The 22,371-nt window shown below is 74.5% G+C and carries 22 protein-coding genes; 9 read left to right on the top strand and 13 right to left on the bottom strand.

Going from position 1 to position 22,371, the window contains the following annotated elements:
- Positions 1-165: 165 nt before the first annotated feature.
- Both NXY84_RS14355 and NXY84_RS14350 read right to left on the bottom strand, forming a co-directional pair.
- Positions 166-975 carry a MerR family transcriptional regulator gene (locus tag NXY84_RS14355; RefSeq protein ID WP_258723753.1) on the bottom strand — a complete coding sequence of 270 codons (810 nt, stop codon included), beginning with the start codon at positions 973-975 and terminating at the stop codon, positions 166-168.
- 4 nt (positions 976-979) lie between these two features.
- Positions 980-1,774: an alpha/beta hydrolase gene (locus NXY84_RS14350; protein ID WP_258723752.1), complete on the bottom strand. Its 795-nt coding sequence runs from the start codon at positions 1,772-1,774 to the stop codon at positions 980-982.
- Between the two features lie 484 nt (positions 1,775-2,258).
- On the opposite strand from NXY84_RS14350, the gene NXY84_RS14345 reads away from it, so the two are divergent.
- Positions 2,259-2,960, top strand: a complete 702-nt coding sequence (locus NXY84_RS14345; RefSeq protein WP_258723751.1) for a DUF6518 family protein — start codon at positions 2,259-2,261, stop codon at positions 2,958-2,960.
- A 471-nt stretch (positions 2,961-3,431) separates the two neighbouring features.
- Here the strand turns inward: NXY84_RS14345 and NXY84_RS14340 are convergent, their stop codons facing one another.
- Positions 3,432-3,683, bottom strand: a complete 252-nt coding sequence (locus NXY84_RS14340) for a hypothetical protein (RefSeq protein ID WP_258723750.1) — start codon at positions 3,681-3,683, stop codon at positions 3,432-3,434.
- Between the two features lie 216 nt (positions 3,684-3,899).
- On the opposite strand from NXY84_RS14340, the gene NXY84_RS14335 reads away from it, so the two are divergent.
- Positions 3,900-4,958: an amidohydrolase family protein gene (locus NXY84_RS14335; RefSeq protein WP_258723749.1), complete on the top strand. Its 1,059-nt coding sequence runs from the start codon at positions 3,900-3,902 to the stop codon at positions 4,956-4,958.
- Positions 4,959-5,192: 234 nt separating this feature from the next.
- Here NXY84_RS14335 and NXY84_RS14330 read toward each other — a convergent pair whose 3' ends face one another.
- Together NXY84_RS14330 and NXY84_RS14325 are read right to left on the bottom strand one after the other, a co-directional pair.
- Complete coding sequence (locus NXY84_RS14330) at positions 5,193-5,681, bottom strand: hypothetical protein (protein WP_258723748.1); 489 nt, start codon at positions 5,679-5,681, stop codon at positions 5,193-5,195.
- A gap of 135 nt (positions 5,682-5,816) precedes the next feature.
- Positions 5,817-6,269 (bottom strand): ATP-binding protein, encoded by a 453-nt coding sequence (locus NXY84_RS14325; protein ID WP_258723747.1) that lies wholly within the window; start codon positions 6,267-6,269, stop codon positions 5,817-5,819.
- A gap of 145 nt (positions 6,270-6,414) precedes the next feature.
- Here NXY84_RS14325 and NXY84_RS14320 point away from each other — a divergent pair, with 145 nt between their 5' ends.
- On the top strand, positions 6,415-6,690 hold the full coding sequence (locus tag NXY84_RS14320) for an STAS domain-containing protein (protein WP_258723746.1): 276 nt from the start codon (positions 6,415-6,417) through the stop codon (positions 6,688-6,690).
- A gap of 221 nt (positions 6,691-6,911) precedes the next feature.
- Here NXY84_RS14320 and NXY84_RS14315 read toward each other — a convergent pair whose 3' ends face one another.
- The 5 genes from NXY84_RS14315 to NXY84_RS14295 form a co-directional block, all read right to left on the bottom strand.
- Positions 6,912-7,883: a diacylglycerol/lipid kinase family protein gene (locus tag NXY84_RS14315; RefSeq protein ID WP_258723745.1), complete on the bottom strand. Its 972-nt coding sequence runs from the start codon at positions 7,881-7,883 to the stop codon at positions 6,912-6,914.
- A gap of 291 nt (positions 7,884-8,174) precedes the next feature.
- Entirely contained in the window at positions 8,175-9,458 is a 1,284-nt protein-coding gene (locus NXY84_RS14310) for a PP2C family protein-serine/threonine phosphatase (RefSeq protein WP_258723744.1), read from the bottom strand.
- 160 nt (positions 9,459-9,618) lie between these two features.
- Positions 9,619-10,800: a winged helix DNA-binding domain-containing protein gene (locus NXY84_RS14305; RefSeq protein ID WP_258723743.1), complete on the bottom strand. Its 1,182-nt coding sequence runs from the start codon at positions 10,798-10,800 to the stop codon at positions 9,619-9,621.
- Between the two features lie 57 nt (positions 10,801-10,857).
- Positions 10,858-14,178: a BTAD domain-containing putative transcriptional regulator gene (locus NXY84_RS14300; RefSeq protein WP_258723742.1), complete on the bottom strand. Its 3,321-nt coding sequence runs from the start codon at positions 14,176-14,178 to the stop codon at positions 10,858-10,860.
- 186 nt (positions 14,179-14,364) lie between these two features.
- Complete coding sequence (locus NXY84_RS14295; RefSeq protein WP_258723741.1) at positions 14,365-14,781, bottom strand: GNAT family N-acetyltransferase; 417 nt, start codon at positions 14,779-14,781, stop codon at positions 14,365-14,367.
- A 181-nt stretch (positions 14,782-14,962) separates the two neighbouring features.
- Here NXY84_RS14295 and NXY84_RS14290 point away from each other — a divergent pair, with 181 nt between their 5' ends.
- On the top strand, positions 14,963-15,844 hold the full coding sequence (locus NXY84_RS14290; protein WP_258723740.1) for an alpha/beta fold hydrolase: 882 nt from the start codon (positions 14,963-14,965) through the stop codon (positions 15,842-15,844).
- A 134-nt stretch (positions 15,845-15,978) separates the two neighbouring features.
- On the top strand, positions 15,979-17,112 hold the full coding sequence (locus tag NXY84_RS14285) for a winged helix DNA-binding domain-containing protein (RefSeq protein ID WP_258723739.1): 1,134 nt from the start codon (positions 15,979-15,981) through the stop codon (positions 17,110-17,112).
- Here the strand turns inward: NXY84_RS14285 and NXY84_RS14280 are convergent.
- Entirely contained in the window at positions 17,096-17,515 is a 420-nt protein-coding gene (locus tag NXY84_RS14280) for a DUF6463 family protein (protein ID WP_258723738.1), read from the bottom strand. The genes NXY84_RS14285 and NXY84_RS14280 overlap by 17 nt on opposite strands.
- Positions 17,516-17,695: 180 nt before the next feature.
- Between NXY84_RS14280 and NXY84_RS14275 the strand changes: the two genes are divergently transcribed.
- Together NXY84_RS14275 and NXY84_RS14270 are read left to right on the top strand one after the other, a co-directional pair.
- Positions 17,696-18,235, top strand: a complete 540-nt coding sequence (locus tag NXY84_RS14275) for a DUF2243 domain-containing protein (RefSeq protein ID WP_258723737.1) — start codon at positions 17,696-17,698, stop codon at positions 18,233-18,235.
- A gap of 10 nt (positions 18,236-18,245) precedes the next feature.
- Positions 18,246-19,193, top strand: coding sequence for a cytochrome c oxidase assembly protein (locus NXY84_RS14270; RefSeq protein WP_258723736.1), 948 nt, complete (start codon positions 18,246-18,248; stop codon positions 19,191-19,193).
- On the opposite strand, the gene NXY84_RS14265 is transcribed toward NXY84_RS14270, so the two are convergent.
- Positions 19,168-20,061, bottom strand: coding sequence for an SDR family oxidoreductase (locus tag NXY84_RS14265; protein WP_258723735.1), 894 nt, complete (start codon positions 20,059-20,061; stop codon positions 19,168-19,170). The two genes, NXY84_RS14270 and NXY84_RS14265, sit on opposite strands and share 26 nt — an antisense overlap.
- 92 nt (positions 20,062-20,153) lie before the next feature.
- Between NXY84_RS14265 and NXY84_RS14260 the strand changes: the two genes are divergently transcribed.
- Positions 20,154-20,807: a hypothetical protein gene (locus NXY84_RS14260; RefSeq protein WP_258723734.1), complete on the top strand. Its 654-nt coding sequence runs from the start codon at positions 20,154-20,156 to the stop codon at positions 20,805-20,807.
- 96 nt (positions 20,808-20,903) lie between these two features.
- On the opposite strand, the gene NXY84_RS14255 is transcribed toward NXY84_RS14260, so the two are convergent.
- Positions 20,904-21,305, bottom strand: coding sequence for a DUF2510 domain-containing protein (locus NXY84_RS14255; protein WP_258723733.1), 402 nt, complete (start codon positions 21,303-21,305; stop codon positions 20,904-20,906).
- 97 nt (positions 21,306-21,402) lie between these two features.
- Here NXY84_RS14255 and NXY84_RS14250 point away from each other — a divergent pair, with 97 nt between their 5' ends.
- Positions 21,403-22,332: a VOC family protein gene (locus NXY84_RS14250; protein ID WP_258723732.1), complete on the top strand. Its 930-nt coding sequence runs from the start codon at positions 21,403-21,405 to the stop codon at positions 22,330-22,332.
- The last annotated feature ends 39 nt before the right edge of the window (positions 22,333-22,371 follow it).

Genomic DNA, 22,371 nt, shown 5'->3' with positions numbered 1-22,371 from the left:
CGTGCCTGACTCCGGGTGGCTGGCGTCGATCCGGGCGTCGTGCGCGTCACAGTCGATGCCGAGTGTCAGCCCGGACGGCGGACGCGACCTCGTGCATGCCGCGGGACGCGGTTCGCTTGCGAACGACGGCCGACGGCCGAGGTGATCCGGAGCGGGGGAGTCGCCTCACCGAATCGGATCTGGCTCAGCGATCGCCTTGATCCGGCCTGGGGAAACCTTGTCGAGCCGCGCCCAACCACGCCATCCGCGTTGCTCGAGGATCGCCAGCAGGCGTCGGGCGACCGGTGTGGATTCGGCCATGGCCAAGTCCAGCAGGGCCGCAAAAGGCTCCGACGCATCGGGGTCGCCGATCTCCACCTGACCGCTCTGGAGAGCGCGGACACGAAGGCTCTCGACGATGTCGGCGAGCTCAAGAACTCGCGGATCGTCGACCGACCACTCCGACACGGAGCTCAGGAGGCGATACAGCCGGATGATGTCCGGGTCCTCGTCCAGCTGCCGGTTCTTCTCGGCGATCACGGACTCGATGTCGAGAGGAATCTGCGGGGCGAGCATGATCCACGCGTCCCGCTCGAGCTCGATGTAGGCCTCGCCGATGCCGAGCCCGCGTAGCCGGTCCAGGTAGTCCACGACGCTCTGGGGCAGGGCCAGATGATCGCCGGCAGCGAGCTTGGTGATCCGTTCTCGGCTGCGCTGGAGGCGACCGATGTCGGCGCTCAAGGCCTTCTCGATCTCGTCGACAGCGCGGGCGAACTCGTCCGGGCCGGCGACCAGGAGCTCCTGCACTCGAGCAAGGGGCACGCCTGCCTCCGCCAGCACGCGGATCCGGATGAGCCGCACGACGGCGGCAGCGTCGTAGCTGCGGTAGCCGGAGCGGTCGCGTCCGGGCTCAGCGAGCAGGCCGATCTGGTGGTAGTAACGGATTGTTCGCACCGTCACCCCGGCGTAGGAAGCCAGTTGGCTGATCGTGAGCACCGCTTCAGACCGCCTCGGTGGCGACGGTGCGGACCGCCTCGGCGACCGCGCGGAAGTCCTTGCGGAGGATCGCGCCGTGACTGCTCGCCACCTTCGCGTGGATGGTGATGTGCGGGTTGCGGTCGACCACCGCCGGCACGCTCGCGCGGATCTTCTCCTGCCCGTCGCCCTTGCTGCCGAACGATGTCCCGGACGCGAGGACGTACCGGCTCGGGACGAGGATCCGGTCCATCACCGGACCGAGCTCCCGGGTGCGCGCGAGCCTGCCGACCTCGATGTTGCACTCCGCCATCTCGTGCGCCGTCATCCGGGGCGTCAGTCCTGTCACGCGGAGCGGCACCACCAGCCATCGCAGCCGCCGGAAGCTCGTCCGGATCCCCTGCTCCATCTCGTCGGTGAGCCAGTCGTGGGGCTGCGCGCCGTCGACCAGCACCGCGCCGATCGCCCGGTTCGGATGGCGACTGGCCCAGTGCGCGGCGACGAACGCGCCGTACGACCACCCGACCACCAGCGCTCGGTCGACGCCCCGAGCGTCGAGCACGGCATCGACGTCGCGGACGCTGGCCTCGAACGAGTAGTCCGCGGAACGTCCCGACCTCCGCCCGCGGGCTCGTTCGTCGTACGTGATGTGCCGCCACCCCGAGCCCAGCTCGGCGATGACCCGCCGCCAGTAGCCCTGGGTCGCGAACTGTCCGTTCAGGTAGATCACGCAGGGCCCTGAGCCGCCTGAATCGGTGACGGCGAGTGCCGTGTCGTCGACCGGCACCATGCCGCTCCAGGTCGAGGTCGTGCTGATCATCGGCGTCTCCATCCCCTGTGCGTCGTGCGACCCAGCCTGGAGGGTTGACGCACCGTCAGGGTCAAGCCTCCACATGAGGCTTCACGTCATCGCATCCCCCGGGGACAGGTCGTGGACCTCGTCGGAGGCGCTGTGCGTCTGCGGCAGAACGCCGAAGCAGCGCCTGCGACGTCGATCGCGTGGAGCTCTCCCTCGTGAACGCGTATGACACTCACCATCCGTTGACGCGGGCAGCATGTCGGCACCACGGCGCGTGCACTCAAACGATCGTCGACGTACGTGCACCTGGCGGCGGGGTCATGTGTGCGGGGTGGTCGGTTCAGCGCAGTCGCCGCACCTCCGCTGTCGAGGTCCCGGGCCGTGGGTGTGCGATGGCTCCACCTCGTCGAGGCCCGTCCGTCAGACCGGGGGATGAGGAACCGTGCGTCGGTGATCCGACCACGCGGCGATGTCGGGGCCACCCGCTGTGCTGCAGCGTTCGACCATGAGCGAAACTGCCGTCACGACGAGCGCGCTGCGCACCGCACGGACCGAGGTCGGGCCGCGCCCTGGCCAGGGCGATGGCGTGGGCGCAGCACTGGTGCTCGGCGCGGCGGTGGTGGTCGGTGTGGCGTGGGGGGCGGCGACGTCCGGCTTGCAGACGGTACTGCCGTGGCCCTTCGCAGGACTGGCCAACGCGGTGGGCCCCTGGGTGGCTCCCGCCTTCCTGGTCGGTGCGTGGAGCAGGCGACCCTGGAGCGCGGTCCTGGCGGGTGTCCTGGTGTGCTTCGGAGAGGTCGCCGGCTACTACGTCACGTCGGCCCTGCGGGGCTTCGGCGTCAACCCGGCCATGGTCGTGATGTGGGCCGCCACCGGTGTGCTCGGCGGGCCGGTTCTGGGGGCGGCCGGGTGGTGCTGGCGGCGTGCCCGTTCGCTGCGCACAGCCACGTTGGGGGCGGCGCTGTTGGGTGGGGTCTTCCTCGCCGAGGGTGTGGTCACCTACGGCGTCTACCTTGGCTACACGGGCGATGCTGTCGTCTTCTGTGTTCTCGGTGCCGTCTTGGTGGCGGTGCTCGGCGCTACGGCGTCACCCGCCCGGGCGGCTGGTGCGCGTGCTCGGGGCGTTCGCGCGGCTGCGGCGTGGTTGCTGCTGGTTCTGCCGCTGGGTGCGGCGGGAGAGGTGCTGCTGCACCGTGCCATGACCTGACGAGGCACAGCGGCGCGCACGGAGACGCGCTCGCTCCAGCGCAGCCGCACGTGAACGATGATCTAGGTGCACCGAACGCTCAGCCGATGGTGCGGAGCGGCGCGTCGTCGTGGTCGGTGGTGCGCTCGACGACGAAGATCCTCGAGGAACCGTCCCACTTCCAAGGCAGCGGGACGGCGCTCGACAGAGGGGGAGCGGCGCCCGCACGCAGCGGCACAGGGTGTTCCGGAAGTCAGGTCTACGACGGTGTACCGCCGCGCCCGTGCGACTGCAGGGCGGGACGGACGTCACGATCGTGCCGTTCGCCCAGTGCCGTGAAGGCTTGCGCTCGAGCACTGGCGTCCGGCGCGACGTGCGGGGGTTCGGTCAGTCCTGACGTAGCGCTGCGCCGGGGTGGGTTGCGGTCGCAGTCACCTGCGGGTGGCACCCGCCGCGCCTCGGGCTCCGTCGCTGAACGAGGTGCCGCTGACGCTATTCGGCGCCGGCCTCGTAGCGATCGACGGTGTCCATCACCACGTCGCCGTCCTGGGCCCGCTCGATCGCGTCGATCACCCGGGCGTTCGGCTGGATCACCTTGCCCTTCTCAGGGCCTGTCTCGATGGTCACCGTGCCAGCGTCGCGGTCGTAGCTCGCGTCGTACTCGCCGGGCATCCGCACCCCTGGAAGGTCGGCCTCGTTCACGATCACGGTCGGGTCGTCGGCGCCGTCGTTCTGCGTGTTCATCCTCTGACGCTACTCCGGCACGTCCTGGCGCGCCGCGGTCGCCGCTGCCACCTCCTCGGCGTGGTCCTTGTGGTGTGCGGAGCCAGGGTGTGCCCCGCCGAGCCCGTGCAGCCACAGGCGCGGGACGGTCGTGTCCTTGCTCGGCGTGGCGACAGGAACGGCGGGCGTCAGTTGTGCGGTGGGGCCGCCGGGTCAGGGGTCTGAGAGGGTCTGTGCATGACCCCGTGGCACCTGCGCGCGACCGTGCTGCCGGATGGTGATCTGCGGGACCTGTGGTTCGAGGAGGACCGCATCAGCTTCACGCCGATCCCCGGCGCGCGCACGCTGCACGAGGGCGGCTTCGTCGTCCCTGGCCTCGTCGACACCCACACCCACCCGGGCATCGCCGCGATCGGCGACCCCCTCGACGACCACCAGCTGCGCGTCGACGCCGCGGCGCACCTGCGCTCGGGGACCGCCCTCATCCGGGTCCCGGGTTCGGCCAGTCGCCTGCCCGCGTGGTTCGGAGCGCAGCCTGACCACCCCCGCGTGGTGGAGGCGGGTCTGCCCGTCGCCGTCGAGGGGAGGTTCTTCCCCGGGTGGGGCCGGCAGGTCCCCGTCGCGGACGTCCCTCGCGCCGCCGCGGAGGAGGCGGCCCGAGCTGGGTGGTGCAAGCTCATCGTGGACTGGTTCACCGACGACGGTGGGTACGGGCCCGCGATGCCGGCCGAGGTGGTGGCCGCCGCGACCGCTGCGGCGCACCGCGCCGGCGGCCGCGTCGCGGTGCACACCCAGTCCGCCGCGGGTGGTCGATCGGCGGTCCGGGCCGGTGTCGACTCCATCGAGCACGGCATGCACCTTCCGCTCGACCTGCTCGAGCAGATGGCGACGGCGGGCATCGCGCTGGTCCCGACGGCGACCACGTTCCTCGCGCTCAGGCCGCAGATGAGCGGCGACGGGGTGCCCGCAGCGATGCGGGAGTGGTTCACGTCAGGTGTGGACCGGCACGCGGAGCTCGTGGCCGCCGCGGTCGCAGCGGGAGTCACCGTGCTCGCGGGGACCGATCTGCCGCCCGGGTCGCTGAGCGAGGAGATCCACTGGCTCGCGGACGCCGGGATGTCCACCAGCCAGGCGCTTGCCGCCGGGTCGTGGCAGGCCCGCCAGTGGCTCGGCCTGCCCGGGGTGGAGGACGGCGCACCGGCCGACCTCCTCGTCCTGTCCGGCGACCCCCGCGACGACCTCACACTCCTCGACCATGCCGAGCACGTCGTCGTCCGCGGACGCCTCGTCCGCTGACCTGGCCCGGCGCCGGCGCAAGGACAAGAGCGACGTACTCACACGAACGTTCGAGGACATGTACCCGTGCGGGGGCCTCGACCACCGCGCACGGTGGCTCCTCCGAGGTGTCCGTTCAGACAGGGAAGGCCCCGCTGCTCGTTCGTGCAGCGGGGCCTTCCCTGAGCTCACCGGCGTGCCGCCGTGTTGGCAGCCGGTGTTGCAGCGCCTGGACCGCGGGCGCCGCCGTGGGTGTCAGTGCCCGTCGTGGGTGCGGTGGGTGTCGTAGTCGTGGTCGTCGCCCTCGATCTCCTTGGCGAGCAGGTAGGACCCGACGGCCCAGACCGCCGCGCCGAGGAACCCGACCCACACACCCAGGTCGGTGGCGAGGTCGTCACCGCGCTCGAGCCCGCCCATGGGGTTCAGCGCGAAGGCGAGGCACTGGATGGTGGCGGCGATGCCGACGGCCATCGAGACCAGGGTCAGGCCGCGGTGCTGGCCGCGGCGGGCGCGCTTGCCGGCGTAGATCAGGGCGACGAGCAGGCCCAGGCCGAGGTAGGCGATGAACGGGACCAGGGAGTCGGTCTCGTACCCGGTGCGCGGGTCGGCGTCGTCAGCGGGGTTGACCCAGTTCAGCAGGGGGGAGATGTTGAACACCACGATGCCGAGACCGGCGACAGCAAGGCCGGTGCTCTTCGCGCGGCGGGTGTCATGCGTCCCGGTCGAGCCCTTCGATGCGTTCATGGGGGATGTCTCCGTCTGTTCGTGAGTATGGCCCACCGACGGGCGGGCCGCCCGTAAGGTTGGCACCGCTCCCATGCTTCCGCCACCGCTGGGGCCTGCGGGGCGTCGGTGTGCTGGACCGAGGTGCTGTTGTCCTCAGGGGTTGAGCTCGGCCCAGACAACTTTCGTGGTGTCGGTGCGGTACCAGGCGACGTCGGCGGACAGGCGGCGGGCAATCTGCAGCCCGAAACCTCCCTGACCGGGCGGCCGGTCACCGGCGAGTCGGGGCTCGCTGCTCAGGTCGTGGTCAGCGACAGTGAGCAGGAAGCGGGCCTCATGCTGGTGGAGTTCGACGATGGTGGGTGGCCGGCCATGGCGGATGGCGTTGGTCGCGAGCTCGGAGGCGACGAGCACGAGGTGCTGAGCGAGCGTGCTCAACGGCTGGGCGGCGGTGAGCTGGTCCGCCTGGGCGGTGAGCGCGTCCTGCAGCTCCGTGCGCAGCTCGTGCAGCTCGGCGAAGGAGTCCAGCACCCATCGGCGCACGGGCACGAAGTGCTGGGGCGGGCGAGCGGACCTCAGGCCGGCGTCGTGGTCTGAGTTGTCGGTCACGGCCTCGACGGTAAGGGCGCACCTCCACGGGCGCCCGCTGAGGTCCGTGGGAGGATCGAGGCCGTTGCTTCACGGACGAGAGGCGGCGCACAGCATGGACAGCGGCGAACAGCCCCCCGGTGGTGGCCCGGTCGGGACGGTGCGCATGGACGCGACCCGGGACGCGGTGCTCGTCACGTTGACCGGTGAGATCGACGGTGACCTGCACGAGGAGCTCGGCGCGATGCTCGCGACGATCGGTCAGCTGGGGTTGCCGGTGCAGGTCGATGCGACCGAGGTGACGTTCATGGATTCCTCGGGTGCGACGTTCCTGTCCCAGTGCTACCTGCAGGGCCCGCTCACGGTCGCCGCGTCCTCCTCGGTGGCGTTCCTGCTGAAGGTCCTTGCGATGGACGAGATCCTCGTCGGACCGCAGGTCTGACCTGACCACGCCCCCACACCAGGTCAGCGGCTCAGGTCATCGGCTACCCGCGGCGCAGGGCAGTGAGGTCCGGCCGAGCATTCGGCCGGACGGCCCGCAAGGCGGGCACCGCTCCGCACCCTCGCCACCGCTGGGACCTCGTCGTTGAGAGGTCGGCGTTCTCGAACGGGCCTTCGGACGCGTCGATCGAGCGAGACATCGACGACGCGGGCGTCAGTCCGTCACTCGAGGCGATCAGCACCTTCGGTCAGGTCCGCACTCTCCTCTGGTTGTGGGACGCACAGCTCGAGCGCGCCAGGGCGGACGGTGACGTCCAGCGACCGGCCAGGGGAGATCACATCACCGTCGAGTTGCCGTGCCTCGTCGTGGTCGCTCGTCACGACGATCCGAGCGCCCCGCAGGACCTGCAGGTGAGCCACATCCTTGCGCCTGCGGACGACGCCCCAGGCGAGCTGGATCCAGTGACGCACGTGCCGCGGGTCGAGCACTGCCACATCGAGCTGCCCGCTGTCCGGTTCGGCGTCCGCGAGGAGCCGCACACCGCCCTGCAGGCGCCCGACGTTCCCGATGACGACCCCCCGGGCGCGATGCCGGGCCGGGGGCTGGTCATCGATCCGGATCTGGACCCTCATGCGGCGGTCCTTGAGGTGCTGCAATGCGGACAGGACGTAGGCCACCGGCCCGATCTTCGCCTTCAGGGTCGTGGAGGCGTCGTCGAGCAGGGCCGCGTCGAACCCCATGCCGGCCATCACGGCGAACGCCTGCCCATCGACCTCGCCGATGTCGATTCGGCGCCGGCCCGCCTCCAGGACCACCTGGACGCCCGCGGCCGGGTCGTCGGGCAGGCCGAGGTTGGTCGCGAGGAGGTTCCCGGTACCGGCCGGAAGCACTGCGAGGGCGGCGCCAGTCCCGGCGACGCCCTCCACGCACGAGCGCACCGTCCCGTCGCCACCGCAGACGAAGACGACCTGAGCGCCCTCGGCGATGGCCCGCCGGGCCTGCCCGGCACCAGGGTCGTCCTCAGTGGTCTCCATCCATACGGGGACCGGCCACCCGGCCGCGGTGAGTGCGGCGTCGACGACCGCACGACGCTCAACGATGTCCTCGACCCGGACCGGGTTGAAGATGACTGCGGTCCGCAACGGCCCCCGAGCTCCCGGCGCGACCGCCTCGTCCGTGACTATGTCGGTCATCTCTGCCTTCGCTCGACGTTGCCTGGTCTGACCGTGCGGCTGCAGTCTCGCAGGCGAGGGGCGGTCCGGCGCGGCCCGGCCCCTCGCGTTCAGGCGCAGCTCCGACGGCGGCCGCGGCGATGACGAGCGCGCGCCGGCTTTCTGGAGCACATCGAGCACCGACACGGAACGCCCGTTGCCCTCGGATCGCTGGTGCGGTACCAGCCGACGTCGGACGCGAGCCCGAGGGCGATCTCCCTCCCGAACCCACCGGCCCCTCGGGTCCTCGTCTTCCGGATGATCGGCGCGGGCTCAGGTACGGGGGATCCGGACTGCCAGGATGCAGACGTCGTCGGTGGGGTGCGGTGCCAGCAGGGCGAGGAGGTCGTGGCACATCCGGGTCAGGTTCGTGGTGTCGAGCGTGGAGGCGGCCTCGACCAGGGCGGTGAGCCCGTCAGCGAGCGAGCGCCCTCGCCGTTCGACGAGCCCGTCGGTGTACAGCAGGAGGATCGCGCCGGGTTCCAGGGTGAGGTCCCAGGTCAGGCGGGTGAGGCCTGCTCTCACGTTGAGGAGCAGCTGCGGGGGTGCGGTGACGAGCTCGCCGCCGCGGTCGGTGATCAGCAGGGGTGGAGGGTGGCCTGCGTTGGCGAGCTCGCCGTGCCATCCGCCGCCCCGTGAGGTCAGGCGCACCACGACGCAGGTACCGGTGCGGTCCGGCTCAAGCCGTTGCAGGACGTGGTCGAGGTGCTCGAGCAGTTCGCCGGGCGGCCGATCACGGTCGACCGCGAGGGTCCGCAGCGCGCTACGCGCCTGAGCCATGGCAGCCGCGGCCTCGAGGTTGTGCCCGGCGAGGTCTCCCACGACGGCGAGCACAGCGCCGCTGTCGAGGACCAGCGCGTCGTACCAGTCCCCACCCACCTGCGCCCCGGGTACCGCGGGGTGGTAGAGCGCCGCGGCCTCCAGCGGGGCCATGTCGGGCAGCTCGGTGAGCATGCTGCGCTGCAGGGCGACGGCGATCGCCGCCTGCTGCTGGTTCTTCGCCAGGTGCACCTGGCTCGCACGCAGGTCAGCGGTGACCCTCTCGGCCCGCGCGTGCTCGCTCGCCGCGGACAGCGCCAGCGCCGCCTGCGCAGCGAACACCCGGCCCGTCGCGATGCTCTCGCGATCGAAAGCGTCGGTCCTCGTCGAGTACAGGTTCAGTGCGCCGAGGGTGTCGTCGGCGACGAACAGCCGGAAGGACAGCATGCTGTGCACGCCCAGGTCCCGACTGGCTCGGGTCGCGAAGTCCGGCCAGCGAGACTCGGTGCTGAGGTCGCCGGTGACGAAGAGCCCGTGATCACGGATCGCGGACAGGCACGGCCCCTGACCGGTCTCGTACTGCAGCTCGTCCACCTGGACGGGGATCGCACCGGTAGCGGCTGGCGTCGTGACCTCGTCGGGTCCGACGATCGAGACCGCCGCGTGCCAGCAGCCCGGGATCAGGTGCACCGCCTGCTCGACCGTCGTCTGCAGCGTTCGTTGTACGGTCGGCTCGGCCTCCAGCGCGCGCCCCAGGCTCGCCATCACGTCCGCGCGGCCAGAGCTGTCCTCGTCCACGACACCGACCGTAGACCCACCTCCGGCACCGGGCAGCGCACCGATCAGGCTCAGCACTTGAGTGCCGGTCCGCCGAGGACGCACTGCACATGACCGTCTCACTTCCAGGGATGCGAGACAGATCCCAGGAGGGTGACCCAGCTCGCGCGCTGCGGCACCGTCAAGGTGAGCGTGCCGCTGACCGGGTCAGCGCAGGCGGGAAGCGCGGACGGACCTCCGTCCCGTCGAGCCACGCGGTCAGCCGCTCGGCCTCCGCGTCGATCGCCCGGCGGGCGTCGCGACCGACGTCCTCGAGCAGCACGAGCTCGACGTCCCCGGCGGGTGTGACGGTCCAGCCGCCCACGACGCGGCCGTCGACCCAGATCGTCGGGCCCGCGTTGCCGGCGCTGTCGAACACCTGCGGTCCGTGCGGTCCGAGGTACCAGGCGCGCTCGGTCCAGCCCATCGTCGTCGGGTCGAGGCCCGGCAGCAGGGCGACCCAGGGGTCGACGGCCCCGACGGGCTCGACGTCGTCCGGCAGGACGTGGCCCGTCCCGCCGTCGAGCTCGACCTCGACGGCACCGACGTCGGCGAGCGCCCGGCGGACCGCGGCGACCGTCGAGCCGAGCCACCAGCGGAGGTCACGCACCGTCCCGGGACCGAAGGCGCCCAGCCACCGAGCGACCAGCTCGGCCCGCGCGGCGTCCTCGTCGAGCTCGGGGAGGTCGGCGCCGAGCCAGTCGCGCGTCAGCGCCCACGTGGGACGCGAGGTGGTCCAGGGCCCGGCGTTGCCCGCACGCAGGACCGTCCCGGAGGCCTGCAGGCACGTGAGCACCCGCGGCCCGACGCCCGCCCGGCCCGCCCACGACTTCCCCGCGCCGTAGGCGATCGCCAGGTCGAGCTCGGGGATGCGCTCGCGCAGCTGCGTGGACGTGAGCGGCTCACCGGCCCCGAGGTGCCGGACGACGGCGGCGGCGGCCGCGTCGAACCACCGGGAGGGGTCGTCGACGAGAGCGGCCTCCCCGAGCTCGCGCTCGAGGCGGCGTCGCTCGACGGCCGCGATCCGCCGGCTCGCCGCCGCCTGGACGACCGGCATCGACTCCCGCGGGACCGCGAACAGCGTCCGCCGCATGACCATGTGCTTCACGAGCGTCCGGTCGTCGTGCAGCGCGCGCTCGAGGTCGGGCACCGTGAAGCCGTCGACGCGCGCCCAGGCCGAGAGGAAGAGCCCGGCGGGGTCGGTCGCGTGCAGGGCGACCATCGCCCCGGCGGCCTGCTCGACGGTGTCGAGGCGCCGGCCCGGCGCGACGCCGTGGCGCCGCGCGAGCCGCGCGCGGCGCTCCTCGTCGTCGATGCGGAGCACGCCGTGATCGTGGCGCGGGCGCTGTCGTCCGGGCAACCCTCGCACGGTGCCGGCGCGTCACTCCCGGGCGGCGCCCTCGGCGTCGAGCCCGTCGAGCGCCGCGCGTGCGGCGGCGGCCCAGTGCGGTGCACCGACGCGGTCGGCGACGACGAGCGCGAGCCGGTGGTGCTCCGCGGCCTGCGCCGGACGCCCGAGGAACGCGGCGAGCCGGCCGAGGTGCAGCGCGACCGGCCCGAGGGCGACGAGCCCGCTGCCCGCACCGGCGAGCTCGTGCGCCGCGGGGAGCAGGGCCGCGTGCACGAGCTCCGCGGCGACCAGGTCGCCGGTCGCGACGGCCGCGTGCCCCTGCAGGCAGAGGCGTGCCTCGCGCAGCAGGTCCCGCGGCGGCTCGGGCAGCGCACGCACCGCGTCGCGGGCGGACGTGACGTCCCCGTCCGCGAGGAGGACGAGAGGGCGGACCCACGGGGCGTAGGGGCCGAAGTCGTCGGGCCCGAGCCCCGGGGGCACGCGGAGCGCGGGGTCGAGCGAGAGGAGGGCGAACGGCAGGGCGCCGCGCTCGAGGCCGGTCATCCCGGTGCCCACGAGCCCCGCCGCGGCGGCGCGGTAGGCGGTGCGGGCGTCGTCGGTGCGGCCCTCGACGGCGAGGCGCAGGGCCGCGTACCAGCCGGTCAGCGGCGTCACGAGCGGGAGGTCGTAGCGCTCGGCGAGGGCGTCGACCGCGGCGGCGTGGTGGTCGGCCGCCGCGAGGTCGGCGAGGGCGGCGCTCGCCTGGACGAGCACGAGGTGCCCGAGGACCGCGAACGTCGCGAGATCCGGGCTGTCGCCCGCGACGTCGAGCAGGTCGTGGCCGAGCCGCGCGCGCTCCCGGGCGAGACCGGCGCGGTCGACCGTGTGCAGGAACCGCGCGTCGAGCGCGAGCGCGACGAGCAGCGGGTCGTCGAGCCGCCGCGCGAGCCGCTCGGCCTCCCGTGCGGCCTGCGCCCCGCGGGGGCCCGGGTCGGCGCGGCGCTCCATCGCGATCGTCACGAGCAGGCGCGCTCGGGCGGCGTCGTCCGTGGCGGGCAGGGCGACGAGCGTGCGCTCGGCGATGTCCGCGAGGCGGGCCGAGAGCGCCGGGTCGTCGTTGGCCGGCCAGACCGCGGGCACGTCGAAGGACCCGAGCACCGCCGCGGTCAGCGCCGGGTCGCCGAGGCGCACCGCGGCGTCGACGGCCTCGGCGCGGTGCGTGCGTGCCTCGTCGAGCCGACCGGTGACGGCGAGCGTGCGGACCCGGCCCATGAGCGTCTCGAGGCGCACCCGCGGGTCGCCGGTGGGGGACCGGTCGAGCGCCGTCAGGGACTCGCGCCAGAGCCGGGCGGCCTCGCGCGGTGCGGTGCGACGCTCCGCGCGCTCGGCGGCGGCGCGGGTCCAGCGGGCGACCTCGGCGGCGGGGACGCGCGACCCGGCGCGCAGGACGTGGTGCGTGACGGCCTCGACGTCCTCGGGGCGCGTCGCCGCGAGGTGCTGCGCGACCGCCGCGTGCCAGGCGGCACGGCGCGAGCGGGGGACGTCCTCGACGAGCGCCTCGCGGACGAGCGCGTGCGCGAACCGCAGCCGGTCGTCGCCGACCTCGACGAGGAAGCCGGCGAGCAGCGCGGCGTCGAGCGCGTCGAGCACGGCGTCCTCGTCGCCGTCGAGCGCGAGCAGGGTGTCGACGTCGACCTCGGGCCCGGCGTCCGCGGCGCGGCGCAGGTGGGTCTGCGCGGCCTGCGGGAGACGGGCGAGTCGGTGGCGGATGACGTCCCGGACGCCGGTCGGCACACGCCCGAGCGCGGCCTCGCCGTCCGCCTCCCAGACGCGGACGAGCTCCCGGACGAAGAACGGGTTTCCGCCCGTCCGGTCGTGGATCGCCCGGACGGCTGCTGGCCGGAGCGCGCCGCCGGAGAGCGCGCGGGCGAGCGCGCCGACGTCGTCGGGGTCGAGGCCGCCGAGGTGGACGCGTGCGGGCTCGGCCCGTGCGAGCTGCGCGAGGGCCGCGGCGAGCTCGGCGGAGACCTCGGTCGAGCGGAAGGTCCCCACCACGAGCACGGGGCCCGCGGCGGGCGGTGCGGGGGCGCCGCGCGTCGCCGCCACGAGCAGCGTCAGGGTCTCCTCGTCGGCCCACTGCAGGTCGTCGAGCACGACCAGCACCGGGCCGCGGGAGCTGCTCGCGGCGAGCGCGCCGAGCACGGCGGCGTGGCGGTCGCGCCGCCGCGTCACCGGGTCGTCGGGTCCCTCGGGCGGCGGCGGGACGGCCGCGCGCTCCGGGTCCGCGAGCTCGCGCACGACGCGGCTCCACGGGTCGTCGGCCGCGCCGCGGGCCTCGGGGCTCTCGGCCCACGTCGTCGTCCAGCCCGTCCGCGCACGGTCCGCCGCGAACCGGCGCGCGAGGCTCGACTTTCCGGCCCCGGCGACCCCCGAGACGAGCACCAGCCCGGGACGCGCGCCGGCGACCACCTCGGCGGCCGCGGCGTCGAGCACCGCGAGCTCGGGGTCGCGGCCGACGAACGGGTGCGGGTCCGCGCCGTCGCTCCCGGCCGCGCCCGGGGTCTCCCGGACGACCACCACCGGGTGCGCGACCGGCCCCGGGCGGTCCCGCAGCAGGTGCGGCGCCTGCGCGAGCACGTCCTCGTGGAGCCGGCGCAGCCGCGGGCCGGGGTCGAGCCCCGTGCGCTCGCGGAGCGTCTCCTGCGCGCGCCGGAGCGCCGCGAGCGCGTCGGCCTGCCTGCCTGCGGCGTACAGCGCGGACGCGAGCAGCCACCACGCGTCCTCGCGGGTCGGGTGCGCGCGGACGTGCGCGTCGAGGTCCGCGGCGGCGGCCTCGGGGCGTCCGAGCGCGAGGGCCGCCTCCGCCCGGCGCTCGAGCGCGACGAGGCGCAGGTCGTCGATCCGGGCGGCCTCCGCGCGGGCCCAGTCGAGCTCCGCGAACTCGGCGTACGCGCCGCCGCGCCACGCGGCCAGGACGTCGTCCAGGGCGTGCAGCGCCGCGGGCGCGTCACCGTGCGCGAGCAGCTCGCCCGCGCGCGCGAGCGCCGCCTCCGCGCGCCACGCGTCGACGTCCGTGGCGGCCGCCCGGAGCACGTACCCGGGCGGTGACGTGACGAGCAGCCGCGAGGGGGTGCGCGCGGGACGGTCCGGCTCCAGCGCCTTGCGGAGCGCGCCCACGAACGTCTGCACGGCGCCCCGCGCGCCCTCGGGCGGCTCGTCCCACAGGTCGTCGACGAGCCACCGGACCGGGACGACGCGACCGCGGGCGACGAGCAGGCGCGCCAGCACCGCCCGGTGCCGCGGCCCCCGGAGGTCGACGCGGCGCGCGCCGTCGTCCGCCTCGAGCGACCCCAGGACCCGGAACGTGACCATCGGGCGCGACGCTACTGCAGGGTCCGGACGCCGGCCGGCAGCCCGGGCGCGCCCGTCGCCCCGCTCCGCGCGTCCCCGCCTTCCGCCCCGCTCCGCCGTCCCGCCGTCCGACCCCCTCCGCGTCCCCGCCGTCCGGCCCGCGTCCCGGACCGTTCGCGCTCGGACCGTCCGCGGCACGGGCCGAGGTCACCGGAGCCGGACGAGACCGGCGGCGGTCGGGGTGAACCCGCAGGCGTCGAGGTAGAAGCCCCGCAGCGCGTCCTCGAAGTCCACGTGCAGCCACGCGCAGCCCGCGGCGGCGGCGTGCTCGCGCGCGGCCGCGACCAGCCGCGCGCCGAGACCGCCGCCACGCGCACGGACGGCGACGGCGGTGTCGAGCACGAAGGCGTGCGCACCGCCGTCCCACGCGACGTTGACGAAGCCGACGAGCCCCTCGTCGTCGCGCGCGAGGACCCAGCCCAGACTCAGCCGGGTCAGCCGGCCGTGCCAGTCCTCGCCCGTCGGGTCGTGCGCGAACGCCTCGGCGTGCAGGGCGTCCACCTCGTCGTTCGTGAACGCTCCCCGCCACTCGACGGAGACGGGGCCTGCGACGGGACCGGGCACGGCGGTGCTCCTCGGGGCGGCGGCGGGTCGGCCGTCACCGTACCGGCAGCCGCCGCGGGGGACGGTGCCGTGCGGCACGCCCGCGGCGGCGGCGCCGGTGCTGACCGCGTGCTGACCAGCTGCTGATCGCGCCGGCACAGGCTCGTGCCGACCGATCTCCCCACGAGAACCAGGAGCACCCATGACCGTCCCCACCCTCCCCGGCTTCACCGAGCAGCTCGTCAAGGCGAGCGACGGCGTCCGCCTGCACGTCGCGGTCGGCGGCTCGGGCACCCCCGTCGTGCTGCTGCACGGGTTCCCGCAGACCCACCTCATGTGGCGGCACGTCGCCGCGGACCTCGCCGCCGACCACACCGTGATCTGCCCGGACCTGCGCGGGTACGGGGCGAGCGACAAGCCGGTCGACACCGACGGCACGGTCTACGCGAAGCGTGCGATGGCCGCGGACGTCGTCGCGGTCGCGCGTGCGCTCGGGCACGAGCGGTTCGCGCTCGCGGGCCACGACCGCGGTGCCCTCGTGGCCGTCCGGGCCGGCCTCGACCACCCCGGCGCCGTGACGCACCTCGCGGCGCTGGACGTCCTGCCCACGCTCGACACGTGGGAGGTGCTGCGCGGGCGGTCGGCGTCCATCGCGTTCCACCTGTACCTCATGGCGCAGCCGCCCGGGGTCGCCGAGGCGCTGATCGCGGGGGCGCCCGACGCGTTCTTCGGGTACTTCCTCGACCTCTGGGCGCACGACCCCGCCGCGGTCCCGGCCGACGTGCGGGCCGCGTACCTCGACGCGTGCCGGGCCGCCGTGCCGTCGATCGTGGCGGACTACCGGGCGTCGGCGGCCGTGGACGTCGAGCACGACGACGCGGACCGGGCGGCGGGCGCCGTGCTGCGCATGCCGGTCGCCGTGCTGCAGCAGGACTGGGGCCCGGAGCTGAGCGCCGACGCGGCGACCCGGTGGCGGGCGTGGGCCCCCGACCTCGTGCACACGCGCGTCACGTGCGGCCACTTCATGGCCGAGGAGTCCCCCGAGACGGTCGTGGGCGCGCTCCGGGCGCTGCTCGCGCGCTGACCTCCGCGGTCCGGCCGCGGGCGGGTGTCGACCGTGCCGGGTCGTCCGCGGCCGGCCCCGCGGCGACGGCGCCCCTTCGTGCCGGACGGCGCCGGGGGAGGGGACGAGGCCGGGTGCGCCGCCAGACTGGGCACATGGCGCGCACGACGACGGCGCAGGTCGCCGGTCCGGTCGTCACGACGCGTGCCCTCGGGCGGGCGACGCTCGACCGGCAGCTGCTCCTGCGCCGTGAGCGCCGGGACGTCACGGACGCCGTGCGGGACCTCCTCGGGCTGCAGGCGCAGGTCCCCGCCGTCCCGTACCTCGCGCTGTGGTCGCGGCTCGACGGCTTCACGCCCGAGGACCTCGCCTGCCCGATGCGGCGCCGCGCGCTCGTCCGCGCCCCGCTGATGCGCACGACGATCCACACCGTGACCGCCGACGACGCCGTCGCGCTGCGTCCGCTGGTGCAGCCCGTGCTCGAGCGCACGTTCGCCTCGACGGCATGGGGTCAGCGGCTGCGCGGCCACGACCTCACGGAGGCGTTCGAGGTCGCGGTCAGGCTCGTCGAGGAGCGTCCCCGCACCCGTGCGGAGCTCGCCGGTCTCCTCGCGGAGGCGACGCCCGGTCTCGACCCGGTGAGCCTGTCCTGGGCGTTCAGCTACCACGTGCCGCTCGTCCAGCCGACGCCGCGCGGGCTCTGGGGCGAGAGCGGCGCGTCGGCCCTCACGACGTACCGGGCGTGGCTGGACCGGGACGCCGAGGTGGGCGCGACGACCGTGGACGACGTCGTGCTGCGCTACCTGCGCGGGTTCGGTCCGGCGACGGTGCGCGACGTGCAGGCGTGGTGCGGCCTGACGCGGCTGCGCGAGGTCGTCGACCGGCTCGGTGACCGCGTGCGGCACCTGCGCGGCGAGGACGGCCAGGACCTCGTCGACGTCCCCGACGGCGTCGTGCCGGACGCGGACGTGCCCGCCCCGGTGCGGTTCCTGCCCGAGTACGACAACGGGCTGCTCTCGTACGCCGACCGCGCGCGCGTCGTGCACCCCGCACCGCACGAGCCCCTGCTCGGCGGGCCGGGCGGGCTCGTCGGCTCGGTGCTCGTCGACGGGCTCGTGCGCGCGACGTGGGCGCTGCGGCGCCGGCACGACGCGGCGGAGCTCGAGGTGCCCCGGTCGACGCCGTTGACCCCGCCCGAGGCGGGCGACGTCGAGGCGGAGGGGCGCCGGCTGCTCGCGTTCGTCGCGCCCGACGTGCCGCACGCCGTGGCGTTCAGCGGCGGCGGGTGAGCCCGCCGTCCGGCACGGCGGCGCGCCGCACGGCCGTGAGACCGAGGGCCAGGAGCACCCAGAACGGGCTCCCGGGGAGCATCACCGCCCCGGCGGCGCTGAGGCCGGCGACCGCGCGACCGGTGCGGCGCTGCGTCGCCCGGTCGCCGCGCTCCTCGGCGGCGCGCAGCTCGCGGCCCAGCGCCCACCACGCGGGCGACGCGAGGAGGAACCAGAACCCCGTGGCGCGGTCCCCCCGCAGCGGGACCGCGCCCCACCCGCCGGCCCGCGCGACGTCGAGCACCACGTCCCGGAACAGCACCGACCCGACGACGAGGTGCCCGACCGCCACGAGCTCCACCCACCACCCGAGCGTGCCGGCACGTGCGCGGAGGACGTCGGCGGGCCGCACGGGACTGGTCATGCCCTGATCGGACCGCCTCCGCCGGGGGGCGGTCAAGCGCCGGCGTCCCGATCCACAGGAGGCTCTCAGGGGCGACCACAGCAGCCTCTCAGGTGCGGCGCGGGGGAGCGTCGTGCGGCGGGCCGTGGTAGGCAGGACCCGGCAGGCAGGGCCACGACCGAGCCGATCCCGGAGCACCCCGTGACCGCACCGACGCCCCCCGCCGAGACCCCGCCCGGATCCGCGCCCGGCGGGTCCGCCACGACCCGGAGCGCCCCGACGGACCGCCCCCCGCAGGACACCCGACGCTCGCTCGGCGCCGGCGCGGTGATCGGCGTCGGGCTCATGGCGGCGGTCGACGAGATCGTCTTCCACCAGCTCCTCGGCTGGCACCACTTCTACGACCGGTCGACGAGCGACGTCGCGCTGCTCTCGGACGGGGTGCTGCACGCCGTCGAGCTCGTGCTCCTCGTCGGCGGGTTCTTCCTGGTCGCCGACCTCCAGCGCCGTCGCGCGCTCTCCCGCGGGTTCCTGCGGGCGGGCCTCCTGATCGGCGCCGGGGGCTTCCAGCTGTTCGACGGGCTCGTCGACCACAAGGTCCTGCGCGTGCACCAGGTGCGGTACGGCGTCGACACGCTGCCGTACGACCTCGCGTGGAACGGGTTCGGGGCGCTCGTGCTCGTCACGGGGCTCGTGCTGCTCCGCCGGGCCCGTCGCCGCGCCGGCGCCGCGGGCCGGTAGGCGGGCGGGCATGCGGTGCAGCAGCGGGCACGACCACGCGCCCGCACCCGCGCGCGGCCACGATCACGTACCCGGGCACGGCGATCACCCGGGGTACGGCGGGGACCTCGTGCTCGACCCTGCGGTCGTCGGGCCCGTCGTCGTCGGCGTGCTGCTCGTCGCGTACCTCGTGGGGGCGGCCCGGCTGCGGGCGCACGGCCCGCGCGGCTGGAGCGGGTGGCGGACCGCGGCGTTCACGGCCGGGGCGCTGCTGGCGGCGACCGCCCTCGCGCCCGCGGCCGACGGGGTCCTGGGGGGTGGTGCCCGCGGTCACATGGCCCAGCACCTCGTGCTCGGGATGCTGGCCCCGCTCGGCCTGGTGCTGGGTGCGCCCGTGCGCCTGCTGCTCGGGGCCGTCCCGCGGGCCCGGCGCCCGGTCGCGCGGGTGCTGCGCCTGCGCGCGGTCCACGTCGTCGGGCACCCGGTCACCGCGGCGCTGCTGCACGTCGGAGGGCTGTGGGTGCTGTACCTCACGCCGCTCTACGCCTGGACCCTCGACGTCCCCGCCGTGCACCACCTCGTGCAGGTGCACTTCGTGCTCGCGGGGTACCTGTTCGCGTGGTCCCTCGTGGGGCCCGACCCGGCGCCCGGGCGCCCCTCGCTCCGCGTCCGTGCGGTCGTCCTCGTGCTCGCCGCCGCGGCGCACGGCATCCTCGCGAAGCTCCTGTACGCGCAGGCGGGCACGCTGCCGCCGGGCGCAGCGCACCCTGCTGCCGAGGCGGAGCAGGCCGCGCAGTGGATGTACTACGGCGGCGACGTCGCCGAGGTGCTGCTCGTGGTGCTGCTGTGCTCGGAGTGGTACCGGCGGGGTGCGCGGGCGGGCACGCGCCCCGCCGGTACCGCTTCCGCGGTCCCCGGGCGGGTGAGGTCGGGGACGGAGGCGGGTGCCGGGCTCAGGCGAGCGGCTGACCGCCCGTGACGCCGAGGCGCTCGCCCGTGACGTAGCTCGACTCCTGCGACGCGAAGAACACGAACGCGGGTGCGAGCTCCGCAGGCATGCCCGCGCGGCCCATGGGCGTCTGCTGTCCGAAGCTCTCGACCTTCTCCTCGGGCATGGTCGCCGGGATCAGCGGCGTCCAGATCGGCCCGGGCGCCACGGTGTTCACGCGCACGCCCTTGTCGGCGAGGTACTTCGCGAGGCCCTTCGTGAAGTTGACGATCCCCGCCTTGGTCGTCGCGTAGTCGAGCAGCTCGGGGCTCGGCTGGTACGCCTGGATGGACGACGTGTTGATGATGCTCGACCCGGGCTTCAGGTGCGGCAGGGCAGCCTTGCTGAGCCAGAACATCGCGTAGATGTTCGTCTTCATGACGCGGTCGAGCTGCTCGGTCGTGATCTCCTCGAGACTCTTCGCCTGGGACATCTGATACGCCGCGTTGTTGACGAGGATGTCGAGCCCGCCGAGCTCGCTCACGGCGGTGTCGATGATCGTCTGGCAGTGCGCCTCGTCGCGGATGTCACCGGGGACGGTCACGGCCTTGCGGCCGGCCTCCTCGATCCAGCGGACGGTCTCCTGGGCGTCCTCCTCCTCGTCGGGGAGGTACGCGATGAGGACGTCCGCGCCCTCCCGTGCGAACGCGATGGCCACCGCGCGCCCGATCCCGGAGTCGCCGCCGGTGATCACGGCGCGCTTGCCCTCGAGGCGTCCGCTGCCCCGGTACGACTCCTCACCGTGGTCGGGCTTCTCGGGCATGTCCTGGGTGCGGCCAGGGTGCTCGATCGACTCAGCCGGGTGCTCCGCCGAGTCGTACTGGTCCGTGGGGTTCTGAGGTGTCGTCTGATCACTCATGTCTCAGTCGTACGCGCGCGGCTCGGGTCCCGCCACCTGAGAGGAGGACCTACGGTAAGGGGCGTGATCACGAGGCTGCGGAGGTCCACGGCGTGAGCGACGGCGGCAACGGCGACTTCGAGTTCGAGCGCCGGTTCTTCGTGCGGGAGCTGCCCGCGGAGCTGCTCGCGGAGCCCTCGCCCGCGTTCATCGTGCAGAGCTACTACCTCGCGGAGCAGGGGTACGCGCTCCGCCTGCGCGCCCAGGCCAGCGACGCGGTCGTGCCGGTCGAGGCGATGGACGACGACCTCGCGGTGCTCGACGCGCTCGCGGACCGTGTCGACTTCTGCGCGCTGACCGTGAAGAGCCCGATGAACGAGGGCACCCGCTACGAGGCGGAGCGGGAGATCGACGTCGCGGTCGGGCTGCAGATGATCCGGCTCGGCGGGGCGCGGGTCGTGAAGAACCGCTACTCGATCTGGCTCGGGTCGGACGGCTGGGTCGTCGACGTGTTCGGCGGCGCGAACCGTCCGCTCGTGATCGCCGAGTGCGAGCGCGGGGGGCCCGTGACGGATCTAACCATCCCGGCATTCTGCGTGACCGAGGTGACCGACGACCGCCGGTTCGCGAACGACGCGCTCTCGGGCGCGCCCTACGCGGGCTGGGCCGCGCGGTTCGAGGCCGAGCTCGCCGCGGAGGGGCCGCGGTTCCTGCAGGGCCTCGGTCACAACCACTTCGAGCGGGGCGACGGGCCGGTCGAGCGCTGAGCACGGCAGCGCCGGGCTCGGTGACCGGTCGGTGCGTCGGCCGCGCGCCGGGCCGGCGCCCGCGTCGGCCCGCCACGACGGCCCGGGCGCGTGCCGTCAGCGGACGACGCCCTCGAGCAGCAGCGTGACGACCGTGCCGGCCGCCGAGAGCGCGAGCCCCCACGACGCGCGGCGCTGACCCTCGGGCCGGTAGCCCTCCGTGACCCACGCGCTCGCGCGCCGGCGCCCGAGCAGGCTCGCGAGGAAGCCCGCGAGCCCGACCGCCAGGAACGGGTTCCAGCCGAGCGAGAGCAGCCCGAGCAGGAGGCCCGCGATGGCCGCGTAGTTGCTGCTGGGCGCGCGCTCGAGGTCGGCGTAGGGGTCCTCGGGCGTGCGTGCGGGGTCGGGGCGGGTCGCGACCGTCCACCGTTCGCCGTCGTACCAGCGCTGCTGCGTGCCGCCGCGGGGATCGGTGTACCAGCCCGCGGCCTTCCCGGGCGGCGGTCGGTGCTCGTCCATGCGGACCAGTGTGGTGCACCTCGGGGCACCGCCCGCACGCGCTTCCCTTTTATTGAAGCATCAACTAATGTGGACGCACCCGAGCAGGAGGACCTCCATGAAGGCGCACACCACGCAGGCCGCACCCGGCGTGCTGCAGTCCCCGACCACCGAGTCCATCGCCGCCGGCACGGGCATGGACGCCGTGACGCTGCTCGTCGCCGACCTCGACCTGCAGACGCGCTACTACCGCGACGGCCTCGCGCTCGAGGTCCTGGAGCACCCCGACGCGCGCCTGCTCGGCACCGACCGGCCCGACGTCGTGACGCTCGGCCGCGCCGGGCGCCCGCTCGTGATCCTGCGGCACACGCCGGATCTCCCGCGGGCCCAGCGCGGCTCCGCGGGCCTCTTCCACACGGCGCTGCTGTTCGACGACCGGGCCACGCTCGCCGCGACGCTCGCGTCCGTCGCCCAGCACTTCCCGCACACCTACACCGGCAGCGCCGACCACCTCGTCTCGCTCGCGTTCTACCTCACCGACCCCGAGGGGAACGGCGTCGAGCTCTACTGGGACCGCAGCCGCTCGCTGTGGTCGTACGGGCCGGACGGGCGCGTGCAGATGGACTCCCTGCGCCTCGACCCGAACGCCTTCCTGCGTGACCACCTCGACGACGCCGCGGCGCCGGCGACGGGCGGCGCGACGGTCGGGCACGTGCACCTCCAGGTCGGCGACGTCGCCGCCGCCCGCGGCTTCTACGTCGACGCGCTGGGCTTCGACGTCATGGCCGACTGGCACGGCGCGCTGTTCGTCTCGGCGGGCGGCTACCACCACCACCTCGCGATGAACACCTGGAACAGCGCGGGCGCGGGACCGCGCGCGTCGTCGCTGGGTCTCGGCGAGGTCGCCGTCGTCGTCCCGACCGCCGACGACGTCGCGGCGCTCACCTCGCGGCTCGCGTTCCACGACGTCGCGGTGCGGCACGACGGCGCGACGCTGCGCTTCGAGGACCCGTGGCGCAACGCGATCTCGGTGACGACGGCGGCCTGAGCCCGGCACCGCGCGGCGCCGGGTGGCTCCGGCGCCGCG

It is taken from the genome of Cellulomonas sp. NS3 (assembly GCF_024757985.1).
GTDB lineage: Bacteria > Actinomycetota > Actinomycetes > Actinomycetales > Cellulomonadaceae > Cellulomonas_A.
This window is presented reverse-complemented; position numbering and strand designations above follow the sequence as displayed.